Here is an 11985-nt window from a genome sequence, read left to right on the forward strand (position 1 = left end):
CAAGCATTCTCCTTTCGTATTATATTTTACTTACAAATTCTTCCATGAATTTTTCAGGAGAGCACTCTATATCGGATATCTCCCATACTTCCTTGATAGAAGCCGTTTCGCCTGGCTGATAGGTTCTCAGTTCGCCAAGTATCTCGCATTCAAGAAACAAATCGTTGGTATAGGTTTCAAAATTACAGCAAAAATCAGGATAAACAATCTGTTTATAATCATCGAAACTGACTTTGAGTATATGGCTGTCCTTTATGTAAACTATCTTCTTATCTGTAACGTTGAAGCCTGCCTTGAAAGGCTTCTTTTTCTTAGAATCCTGTTTGAGGAGAGCATAATTGTTTTTTAACTCAAAGCGTTCGTCCTTTATATCGGAATAACTCCAAAGCGCCATAGTCCTATTTGGAAGGAAGCCCTTGTCTTCTCTGCACAGCGGTATTATCTCTGTACCACCGGCTGCAAGTCCAGTAACAGACCATGGAGCGTATTCAGCTGGTTTATCAGAGCAATTGGTGATCCTGTTTTCGATAACGACCGAGTTACCCTCGCCCATTGTGACTACGATTTCGAACTGCTTGTCAAATTTTGTTCTCGCAGGTCTTAAAATAAGCTCTCCATTATCAAAAATTGCTTCGATCCTTGAATTGTCAGGAAGATAAGTCTCGGGCATCACCTCGGGCGCGGACCATATCCTGTGTCCGCCGTAAGCGTACCATACGCCGTAGCCATTATTTATCTCATAGAAATTCCTGTCTATATCCTCAAAAAGCATATTTACGCCGTCTGAAGCGCCGAAAAAAACTATTCTCGGCCCCACATCGACAGTAGCTATAAGCTTTATACTGCCATTATCGAGCCAAGCACACTTACCATAGTTTTTATAATCGGATTCTTTGTAGTTTATAGACATCATATATCACCTTTCGTTTACTCTGTAAATATTATAATACACTTAAGCAATTAATACTAATCAAATATTGCGGCTTTTTTAATAGTTTTTACTCAGGAATTGCTAACATTTTCAGTTTTTTACCCAACCCACTTTACAAATGGCATAAATGTAGTGTATAATATAGCTGAAAAATCGGTATTTGTAATGGCGATGCAGTTACCGGAACGGATATTAATATGTTATTAACATTTATTTTTGGTTAAGGAGGTCAGTCATGATTAAAAATCTGTCAGGCGATTATGAGACAGTTGAGTATGAAAATCAGCGCTTTGTACTATTATATGATAATGACGAAGTTGAAGAGTATCCTACACACTGGCATAACGCCGTGGAAGTCATTATCCCTCTACATAATGGCTTCACAGTTACGGTCGGCGGCAGGAATTATCATCTGAATGAAAAAGAGATAATTATTATTCCACCGGGCGAACTTCATTCAATGCCTGCCCAGGAAGGCAGACGAATAATTTTCCAGTGCGAGAACAGTATAATAAGCGATGTTCCGGCTCTTGAAGCCCTCACACCTGTTTTTTCCGCACCGTTCCACATCACACCCACTCTCAGCAAGGAACTTTATGTGTTGTCAAGGAAGAATATCCTTGATATCTATTCTGAATACTATTCAAAATCAACTCTTGCAGATGTAAGGATATATCTTTCGCTTGTAAATATACTTGCGGCTGTACGCGAGTATCAGCTCACCATCGCTGCCGACGCTTTTTCGAACGATATCACTGGAAGGGACGATACCAGAAAATTCGGCATGGTAATGAAGTACATCAACCAGAACTATATGGAGGAGATCCCCCTTGAAAAGATAGCTTCCATAGCAGGCTACAGCAAATACCATTTCTCAAGAATATTCAAGAAATACAATAACGTTTCTTATATACAATATATAAACAGCAAGCGCATAAAGGCCGCTGAGCGCCTGCTCATCGACCCGAATCTCTCTGTAACGGAAGTAGCCATGCGTGCAGGCTTTGCAAGCCTTACAACCTTCAACCGCGCATTCAAGAAAGCGAAGAACTGTACTCCGACAGAGTTCAAAACTCTCTACAAAATTTCGGACCATACATAATTATACAACAAAAGTGCTGAAGTATCAATACCTCAGCGCTTTTTATTTTATATTCCTTTTATATATATCAATAGTTCTTTCGTAACATATAAAGAAACGGGCATAAAGAAGCAAATCTTGTTTCCTTATGCCCGTTTCAGTTATGTATAATGGAAGGATGTTAGCTTACAGATACTTACTGCTTGTTGTAAGTAGCCCACTGATAGCGTGCGGTAAGAGGAGTTTTTCCGTTGTAGTGATTGAGCCACTCGTCAACGCCCCTGCCGGGCCATGTGTTCATCATTATCTTTCCAGGTGTCTGAGGAATATTGCTGTTAGCCGTGTAAACAGCCTTTCCGTCAACATACCATGTTATGTGGTCACGCTGCCAGTCAAAACCGTAGGTATGATAACCTTGAGAAGCATCGAATCCTAGGTTGTACATAAACTCGTGATTGCCCTGACCGTTGGTATAGTAGTTAAACTGCACTTTTGTAGTATCCTTGCCGAGGATCTCAATATCTATCTCGTCCCACGGATTATTGTCAGAAGGACCTGTGTACGTAAAGAACGAAGATACAACGCCATCATTCTTGATAGCCTGCATAGACGTCTCGTAGTAACCAAAACCATAGAAATCGGTAGTTCTGTACTCAGCTCCTGCATAATTGTACTTGCCTGAGTAGTCCTTGTCAATACTGAGAGTCAAAGCACCGTCTTTGAAAGCTGTTTGAGACTTATACCAACCGCAGTCAAATGGATCTCCGTTCTCCCAGCCGTCGGAAGCGATAAAATAGCGTGATGATCCCTTTCTGAAATCGTCTGCCATTGTTGCTGAGGTATTCATGGCTGTACCATAATCTGTCAGGCCGGAAGCTGTTTGATTTGACTGCTGATTATTGTTATTATTATTGTTATTTCCCTGTTCCCAAGGATTCTGCCACTGATTCTGATTGTTATTGTTGCTATTATTGTTATTATCGTTATTGTTATTGCTGCCAGTAGCTCCGCTCTTATTATAGGTAACCCACTGGTAGTAAGCTGTCAATGGAGTATTTCCGTTGTAATGATTGAGCCAGCCGTCAACGCCTCTGCCGGGCCATGTGTTCATCATGATTTTTCCCTGAGTCTGAGGAATATTGCTGTTTGCTGTGTAAACAGGTTTTCCGTCAACATACCATGTTATGTGATCTGGCTGCCAGTCAAAGCCATAGGTGTGGAAGCCTTGTGAAGCGTCGAACCCAAGGTCATACATCTTCTCATGGTTGCCCTGACCGTTGGTGTAATAGTTGAACTGTACCTTTGTTGTATCCTTGCCGAGTATCTCAATGTCTATCTCGTCCCAAGGATTGTCATCGGAAGGACCTGTGTACGTAAAGAACGAAGATACAACGCCGTCGTTCTTTATTGCTTGCATAGAGGTCTCGTAATAGCCGAAGCCGTAGAAATCGGTAGTTCTGTACTCAGCGCCTGCATAATTATACTTGCCTGAATAGTCTTTGTCGATAGATAGCGTCAGATACCCCTTGTCAAGTGATGTCTGAGACTTGTACCAGCCGCAGTCGAATGGATCGCCGTTTTCCCAGCCATCGGAAGCAATGAAGTACTTTGATGAACCGTCTCTGAAATCCTCTACCATAGTTGCTGAGGAATTCATAGCTGTTCCGTGATCCTGAATGGAACCGTTCTGCTGCTGATTGTTATTTCCCTGCTGACCGTTGTTTCCCTGCTCCCATGGATTCTGCTGGTTGTTATTGCCTTGCTCCCACGGATTCTGCTGCTGATTATTATTTCCGCTGCCTGAAACGCCGCCCTTATTGTATGTCACCCACTGATAGTAAGCTGTCAGCGGAGTATTTCCGTTGTAGTGATTGAGCCAACCGTCAACACCTCTGCCGGGCCAGGTGTTCATCATGATTTTGCCGGCTGTCTTCGGTATATTGCTGTTAGCTGTATAAACTGCCTTTCCGTCAACATACCATGTGATGTGATCAGGCTGCCAGTCAAAACCGTAGGTATGGAAGCCCTGCGAAGCATCGAAACCAAGGTCGTACATCTTCTCATGGTTGCCCTGACCGTTGGTATAATAGTTGAACTGTACCTTTGTGGTGTCCTTGCCGAGGATTTCAATGTCTATCTCATCCCAAGGATTGTCGTCGGAAGGACCTGTGTATGTGAAGAACGAAGATACAACACCGTCGTTCTTTATTGCCTGCATAGATGTCTCATAGTAGCCGTAACTATAAAAATCGGTAGTTCTGTACTCAGCACCTGCATAATTGTACTTGCCGCTATTGTCCTTGTCTATGGAAAGTGTCAGACAACCCTTGTCAAGTGAGGTCTGTGACTTGTACCAGCCGCAATCAAAAGGATCACCATTCTCCCAGCCGTCGGAGGCTATGAAGTACTTTGATGAGCCATCTCTGAAATCCTCTACCATCGTTGCCGAGGAATTCATAGGAGTACCGTAATCCTTGATATTCAGCTTTGGCGATGTTGTAGTTGTAGTAGTTGTTGTAGGAGGTGTGGTAGTGGTTGTTGTTGTGGTGGTAGTAGTTGTTGTAGAGGTTGTAGTTGTTGTAGAGGTTGTAGTTGTTGTAGAGGTTGTAGTTGTTGTAGGAGTATCGGCACTACCTGGCAGGAAAGATTCCGGTAGCTCTCTGATCAAATGCAGAAGATACTTCTGTATAGAGAGAGAATCCGAGCTCGTAAGTGAAGAGCCGTTCTCATAAACATCGGCATTTCTTATGCCCTGTTCTGTTATGCGATTCGGATCTGTTCCGTTTACGCCGTACTTATTGGGATTTGCAAGCGACTGCATAACAATGACAGCATCGCCCATATCAACCGTACCGTCGCAATTTGCGTCGCCCCATAAAGTAACACCGTCATCTGCCATAGCAGAAAAAGACGCTGCTGTAAATGGGTAAGTCATTAGCGTACAGGCTGCAATAATTGCAGCACAGCGTTTAAAAGTGTGCTTTTCCATAGTCCGCCCTCTCATTCTGTGACAAAGTCACTGTAATTTTTTCTTTTTTATTGAAACAAAATATGCTGCAGCACATTCAGCTGCTGCGGCACATCATGTCACATTCTGTGATTTTCTGCGGAACTCTGACGGAGTGTAACCCGTCTGTTCCTTGAACTGTCTTGCAAAATGAACGTAGCTGTGATATCCGCTACTTGCAGAGATATCATTTATATTCATATTAGTAGTCGAAAGCAGCATTTTCGCGTAGCTCACACGGCTTTTCACCAGATCCTCGATAAAAGTCATACCAAAATGCTTCTTGTAAGCATGCTGGAATGCAGAACGGCTCATTCTTACCTCGTGAGCTGTACTGTCAACAGTTCGCTGCTCGTAGGGACGGCAGTATATCTTGTTGCGGACAGTCGAAATTAGTTCGAACTGTGTGCTGCGCCTTCCAGAGATACCGTTCTGATTCTTTTCCTTTATCTTTATAAACATTAGCCTCATGAAAAGAGAAGCCGACTCCGCTCTGCACGGATTATCAGAATATCTCTCATAGGCTATTGACTTTACGCAGTAACTCAGGAACTCCAGAGGCATAGTCACGGGAGTTTCAAGCGGCAGTTCCATACTGAGGAACTCCTCCTCCTCTGAACGGCTGTCGAAATCAAAATGCACCCAGTCATTTTCAAATACATTCAGCGGCACGCAACGATAACGCTGAGGTCTGCCCTTGGGGTATATAAATACCGAGCCGGCAGGAGTGAGTATTTCCTTGCCATCTATCTCAAAAACAGCAGGCGTACGTACAAGCAGAAGAAGATAATCTCCGCTCCCCTCCGGTCTGTCAATAAAAAAGTCTGCATCATGGCAGTGGTCGAAGCCAACATTATTAATTTTCATTATAGATTCTCCATTTTCCAAAAATTCATTTTATGACAGATCCCTAATTCAACATAAACAAGTCTTTTTATTCATTGTGTAGATTATAACATTTTCAAATCTGTTTTTATATTATTTTATTGTCAAATTTAGTAATATTATGATATCTGCATAAAAGGTTATCCCCCGCTTTTGCAGGGGATAAGTATTGTTATTTGTTCTCCTTCATAAAATCTGGGAACTTGTAGCGCTTTTTGTATTCCTTTGGCGTTACACCGAGATATTTCTTGAATATCTTTATAAAATAGCTCTGTGAACTGAAACCAAGAAGATTGCTTATCTCGGAATCGGTATACTCCGAAAATGTCAGCAGATTTGCAGCCTCCTCAGCCTTGGTCTTGCTGACGTAATTGCTGAAGGCAATACCTGTTTCGGACTTGAAAAGGCGCGACAAATATGCAGGGCTTATCTTCAAGAAATCCGCAGCGTCCTCTATCATGATCTTTCCGTGCAGATGATCGCTTATGTAATCCAAAGCCCTTACTATCTGCTTTGAATAGATACCGCTGTTACGCACTCTTCTCATGTGACGGGTATAGCCCTCTATCATCTCCTGATGAACTGCGTGGACCTCGTCCGCTGTCCTGCATTCATCAGCCTTCATTATATATATATCACTGAGATTGTAAGCTTCCTCAAGGGTCATACCGCTGTTTATGCAGAATCTTGCTATCAGTGCGGCAGATATTGAAAAATGATACTTTAAATTTCTAAGAGGATCCTTGCTCAGTATTCCGTAGCCCTCGCCGCATAGGGGAGTGGCAAATACCTTTACGAGTTCTATATTTCCTGAGCAGATACTCTCATAGCAAGCTATTTCACGGTCAAAGGGAGCGTGTTCAAAGCCCTCCTCCCGTTTCAGAAAAAGATGTGATGAAATATACTTTTCAGTATAATCACTCATTCGCGACACCTCACTTTATGGTACTTTAGTAATATTATAACATTTAATCGTAAAATAATCAAGCACAATATGTTACTTGAATCAAGCTCACCATGCATTATATGGTGAGCTTGAAAAACTGCTGTATTATGTACCTGTTTCGTGGAAGAAATAAGGCAGCGCGTCGTAAACATAATGTCTTACATAGCCCCACCAGTGAGTTGCTCCGGGTGCTACCATAAAGTAGAAGTTGCCCTTAGAGAAATCTGAGGTGTAAACAAACTGGCTCATTTTCTTCATTTCCTCTATCTGAGGATTAAAATTCGGATATGCTATATCCTCGGAACCCGTAGCTGCAAAGATGAAATACTGATTTTTCTTAAATCCCGACTTATCCACAGCGTCTGCTATCAGTTTCGCCCTGTCATAAGCAGAATTAGCGTCACGGTTCTCACCGCTGAGAGGCATATAGTAGCCGACGATGTCAAGGCAGTTCTCAAATACAGCCCATGTTGAAATTGAACCCATTGAGAATCCGCCGTAAGCTCTGTGCATTCTTGAAGCCTGTAATGAGTTCTGTGAGGTGTCTTTTTTGGCAAAAGTAGAATACTTGCCCTCAACGAAAGGAACTACACTCTGGCGGAACTCACTGTAGAAGCGTCCAGCCTCTGTCTTGTTGAATGTAGGAAATACAACGATAAGGGGATCAAGCTCGCCGTTCATGATCATGTGATCTAACATTTTCTGTATCATTGTATCGTCCTGGGCGATAAGAGTGTTCTCATTCTCTCCGCCGCCGTGCATGAGATAGAATATGTTGTACTGCTTGCTGTCATCGTAGCCGTAAGGCAGATAAACATTCAGGTTGTTTCCGCCGTTTATACCATTGTAGCTCTCCTTAACAACCTTTCCTGCCTGCTGACAATTGTTGAAATAGTTTCCGGGAGCTTCCTTGTACTGTTTATTCGAGTCGTAATTGAAAGGAGTAACCTGAGGCTCTGGAGTATTGTCCGGGAATTCCTTTATCTTACCGAGAACGAATTCCTGAATGAGTACCAGGTCGTTCACCTCAAATTCCGTGCTCCTGTCAACATCTGCAAGCTTTACCAGCGAAGCGTTCCTGCTGCTGCTTAGAATAAGCCTTCTTGCAGCGGTTACATCCAGTGCATTAATACAGCCATCCGAATTGATGTCGCCAAGTATGGACTGTCCTCCGACAGCGCCTTCTATGGACGTGCCTCCGGCAGCTATCGCCACCTCGTCTACATAAAAGCTAGTGTTGCCTGATTCCGACTCGATATATATGGATATATCAGAAGCGCCTGATGGCACCGTGAAGCTCTTATTTGCAAGCTGAGCCCAGCTACCCTTCATAGGAGAAGCATTGGCTATCTTCACGTAATTTGTACCGCTTCCATCACTATACTGCATGGTGAAATAAAACTTCTCGGCATCGCTTCCCTCGTTCTGCATCACGTTAGCGCTGAAGCTGTATGTCTTGCCTGCTGTGACGTCACCTTCAATATCTACAAGAGCGCCATTCCATGAATCCTCTCTGCCAGAACAGTAAAGAGAGCCGCTGCCTTTGAAAGCTTCCTTTGACGAAGCGCTTACAGAAGCTCTTCCCCTGCCTTCCCAGTTATCATCACTGCCCTCAAAGGTCCAGTGCCTGATATAGCCATCGGTATCGTCAGGCGTTATGGTCGTTACAGTAGTTGTGGTTGTTGTATTATCATTTTGTGCTGTAGTGACAGTTGTAGTGTCTGAAGACGTACCGCCCTCGTCGCCGCCGAACTGCCACCAGTCAATATTGAAAAGGTAATCGTTTCCGCCGGTGAACTTGAAATAAAGGTCATGCTCTCCGCTGGCTCCGCTCACGGCGCAGGATACCTCCTCCCAGTTCTGCCAGCCACCTGTTCCCGGAACAGAACAAGTACCTATCTTCTTGCCGTTAAGACCGTCAAGATATATCTCGATATCGCCGCCGTTTCCGCTTGCTGCAACGCTTGCGGTAAACTTATCAGCGCCGTTTCCAAAGTCAACGCCGCTAACCTTGACATAACTGCCATTGCGAATATTACCGATATTCATTCCACCATTGTCACACTTCTCCGTCTTGACACCTGATGAGAAACATATAGTCTCAGCCTCTACCCTCTTGTAGGGATTGAGAGAAGCAAGCTGCTTCGGACCTGTTTTTGTGGGGGATATCGTAGGGATAGATCCGTCTGAGCCATACTGAAACTCATCAATGCAGACGCTTCTATCGAAGTCGCCGCCGCCCGGCAGACTAGCGTCATGGTAGAAGAGATAGGAATGTCCCTTGAAATCAATAATGCCAGGATGATTGGTGAAACAGTTATGTTTCTTCATAACCTGTCCACGGTAAGTCCACGGACCCGTAGGAGAAGGAGCCGTGGAGTAACCTATGCTCTCTGAGTTCTCTCCATTATAGAAAGCAGCAAAAACGAGATAATAAAGGTCTCCACGCTTATAAAACCAAGGTCCCTCGCCGTATGAGGAAGCCTTTCCGCCTCCGGGACCGAAGGTTGATGAATTCATATTGAAATTTCCAATCTGACCGTCTAGGGTTATCATGTCCTCCTTGAGCTTGACGTAGTAGCAAGTAGGATTTCCGAACATTAGCCAAGCCTGACCGTCATCGTCAATGAACACAGTAGGATCAATGTAGTCCCAATTAGGACCGCATAGAGGCCTGCCTATGGCGTCCTTGAAAGGTCCTGTCGGAGAATCTGCAACAGCGACGCCTATACCTCTTCCGCCGCCGTTTTTGTGCTCAAGAGTCACATAGTAATAGAACTTACCGTTACGCTCTATACACTGCGAAGCCCAAGCCGTATCCTCCTTGCCCCATGTGAAAGAATTCCATGAAAGCAATGTGCCGTGATCTGTCCAGTTCTGCATATCCTGGGAGGAATAGCAGTGCCAGTCCGGCATATAGTAGAAGTCCGAGTTGTCCTTGTCGCGTCCGGTGTATACATATACCGTATCATTATACACCATCGGCGCAGGGTCAGTGCTGTATATCGTCTGGATACACGGATTATCAGCCTTGACAAGCGCTTGCGGGACTGCTGCGAGCACTGTACATGACAAAGCCGCAGTAGTCATAAATGATAAAAGTTTTTTCATAAGTCTGCCCCCGTTTTTTATTTTTGGATTTGCTTTTTATTATTTCCCTTCGTTTTAACAGTGAACTTTCAACGGTCAAAATTCACAATTTCTTTATATTTTATTAAATTATAATGTATGATTCTTTTTTCGTTATACCAAAATTTTGTTATAAATGGTAATATTTCTACTATAAATATCATTTTTGCGCTAAACATATCAATATTTGCTATCAGAGCAAAAATATCTATACATTTCTCCTCATTCATTAAAAACCTTCCGTATTATCGGGCAGTTCTAGACATGAACATTTATCATCCCCGTCAGCTTTTTATTGCAAAAGTGCTTCATTTTTTCAACATCCAAGCAATTTTTGATGTTATTTACAACACTCCACAAATTTTGGCTTGCATTTAATCTCTTGTTCATTTTATAATAAAGGTAACAAATAATAGGGTATTTTGCCCTTTTGTACTGGCAGTTTATCTTAAGGTATTTTGGATTATGTAAAGGAGTGATAGAAATGGTATCCAGAGAAGTAAAAAGGTTCATCAGCGGCATTGTTTCAGCGCTGATTCTATTTTCATCTGTTCCATTTACTGTTTCTGCTGCTGACCAACAGAAAAAAGGTGCGATTGGTCAGTACGACTATGAGATGTGGAATAAGGGCAGTATCGGAGAAGCTGATATGAAAGCTGATACTAACTCGTTCACCTGCTCATGGGAAGATGTAGAGGAATGTATTTTTGGTATGGGCAAGAATTTCGACTCACAAAAGCAGAGTTACCGTCAATTACCATTTAACTGGCGTTGCCTTGAATATGATGTCGATTATTTCCCGAAGGGCGATTCCTTCATGGCTGTTCACGGTTGGACAAGAAATCCTCTTGTTGAGTATTTTATCGTCGAGGCCTGGGGAGCCGTCAAGCCTTCTCCAATGTATCCATCGGCTACGGACTGCGGCTCATACATACTCAACGGCAACACTTATGACCTGTACAGAAATATGGTCTACAATCAGCCAAGTCTTAACGGAACAACATCATTTCCTCGGTACTGGAGCATACGCACAGAAAATCCAGTAAGAAACTACCAAAACAACCATATCAATGGTGATGTCAGCTTTTGTCAGCATTTTCAGACATGGGAGCAGTTAGGACTTGATATGTCAGGAACTCTTTATGAAGTATGCCTGTATTTTGAAAATCATCACTCCAGCGGCTCGGCTGACGTAAATAATGTTCTGGTCAGCGGACATGATTCATCCGCCCCTGTACAGATTATCAGATTCGGCACAAATTCAAGAAATCCGAGGCTGAATTTTGCCGACATCTACGGTTATTATCAAATATACAATTTTGACACTGATACTATAATTGACTGGTCTCCCTACTATGACTGCAATATGTCGGTATCAGAAAACGGTTACTACGGAAACGCAGACGATAAATGTGTACTTGTATCTGACCGTATCGAATCATGGGAAGGTCCTGTTATGCAAATTTCCGGCAACTTCTTTCCCGGCGACACCATAAGCTTCGGCGCGGCGGTAAAGCAGGATACTGAAGATGCTACAGATTTTATACTCACAGTCATGTATACAGATGAGAACGGTTTCGATCAATTCGATAGAGCTGCCTCAGTCAAAGCGAAAAAGGACGAATGGACTGATCTTTCAACTACCTCCTATACTATTCCCGAGGGAGCACAGAATACCACTATCCGTATCGAAACGACAGGCAGCAATACCGATTTCTTCATTGACTATGCTTATGTAGCCGAAGGTGGAGTGCAGTCATATATGAGCAAACTCCTAGAAGAGGAAAAGGATATTTCGGAAGTAAAGGGCGATATAAACGAAGACGGCACAGTTGACGTTTTTGACCTTGCTCCGTTCAGAAGGCTCATTCTGAACCTGCTTTCAGGTAAAGGGCAATATCTTCACAGAGCAGATGTAAACGACGACGGAGCGGTCAACGTGGCAGACCTTGTATGTATTCAGAGATACCTTCTCGGTGCAGGCAGCTTCTCCAGAGACACGACCG

General features: G+C 43.2%; 6 protein-coding genes and 4 pseudogenes. 2 read left to right on the forward strand and 8 right to left on the reverse strand.

Annotated features, from left to right (window positions below; translation table 11 throughout):
* Positions 1–19 precede the first annotated feature (19 nt).
* Positions 20–910 (reverse strand): hypothetical protein, encoded by an 891-nt coding sequence (locus J6U00_RS03745; RefSeq protein ID WP_296579065.1) that lies wholly within the window; start codon positions 908–910, stop codon positions 20–22.
* 256 nt (positions 911–1166) lie between these two features.
* Here J6U00_RS03745 and J6U00_RS03750 point away from each other — a divergent pair, with 256 nt between their 5' ends.
* Positions 1167–2033 carry an AraC family transcriptional regulator gene (locus J6U00_RS03750; protein ID WP_296579067.1) on the forward strand — a complete coding sequence of 289 codons (867 nt, stop codon included), beginning with the start codon at positions 1167–1169 and terminating at the stop codon, positions 2031–2033.
* 196 nt (positions 2034–2229) lie between these two features.
* Here J6U00_RS03750 and J6U00_RS03755 read toward each other — a convergent pair.
* From J6U00_RS03755 to J6U00_RS03785, 7 genes and pseudogenes are all read right to left on the reverse strand, one after another.
* A pseudogene (locus J6U00_RS03755) lies at positions 2230–2796 on the reverse strand (glycoside hydrolase family 16 protein); the annotation flags it as partial.
* A gap of 222 nt (positions 2797–3018) precedes the next feature.
* Positions 3019–3606: pseudogene (locus J6U00_RS03760) on the reverse strand (glycoside hydrolase family 16 protein); the annotation flags it as partial.
* A gap of 225 nt (positions 3607–3831) precedes the next feature.
* A pseudogene (locus tag J6U00_RS03765) lies at positions 3832–4407 on the reverse strand (glycoside hydrolase family 16 protein); the annotation flags it as partial.
* 288 nt (positions 4408–4695) lie between these two features.
* Positions 4696–5016, reverse strand: a pseudogene (locus J6U00_RS03770) (dockerin type I domain-containing protein); the annotation flags it as partial.
* Between the two features lie 78 nt (positions 5017–5094).
* Positions 5095–5886 carry a helix-turn-helix transcriptional regulator gene (locus J6U00_RS03775; protein WP_296579069.1) on the reverse strand — a complete coding sequence of 264 codons (792 nt, stop codon included), beginning with the start codon at positions 5884–5886 and terminating at the stop codon, positions 5095–5097.
* A 190-nt stretch (positions 5887–6076) separates the two neighbouring features.
* Complete coding sequence (locus J6U00_RS03780) at positions 6077–6829, reverse strand: AraC family transcriptional regulator (RefSeq protein WP_296579072.1); 753 nt, start codon at positions 6827–6829, stop codon at positions 6077–6079.
* Positions 6830–6955: 126 nt separating this feature from the next.
* The gene (locus J6U00_RS03785; protein ID WP_296579075.1) at positions 6956–9961 is read right to left on the reverse strand and encodes a family 43 glycosylhydrolase; all 3006 of its coding nucleotides are present in this window, start codon (positions 9959–9961) and stop codon (positions 6956–6958) included.
* Positions 9962–10463: 502 nt separating this feature from the next.
* Between J6U00_RS03785 and J6U00_RS03790 the strand changes: the two genes are divergently transcribed.
* A partial coding sequence (locus J6U00_RS03790) for a glycoside hydrolase family 11 protein (protein WP_296579078.1) occupies positions 10464–11985 on the forward strand: 1522 nt, incomplete at its 3' end.

It is taken from the genome of Ruminococcus sp. (assembly GCF_017650195.1).
Lineage (GTDB): Bacteria > Bacillota > Clostridia > Oscillospirales > Ruminococcaceae > Ruminococcus.

Bases quoted from the DNA above. Each gene is read 5' to 3' on its own strand.
- J6U00_RS03745 (WP_296579065.1), bottom strand. From the start codon at position 910: ATGTCTATAAACTACAAAGAATCCGATTATAAAAACTATGGTAAGTGT.
- J6U00_RS03750 (WP_296579067.1), top strand. From the start codon at position 1,167: ATGATTAAAAATCTGTCAGGCGATTATGAGACAGTTGAGTATGAAAAT.
- J6U00_RS03775 (WP_296579069.1), bottom strand. From the start codon at position 5,886: ATGAAAATTAATAATGTTGGCTTCGACCACTGCCATGATGCAGACTTT.
- J6U00_RS03780 (WP_296579072.1), bottom strand. From the start codon at position 6,829: ATGAGTGATTATACTGAAAAGTATATTTCATCACATCTTTTTCTGAAA.
- J6U00_RS03785 (WP_296579075.1), bottom strand. From the start codon at position 9,961: ATGAAAAAACTTTTATCATTTATGACTACTGCGGCTTTGTCATGTACA.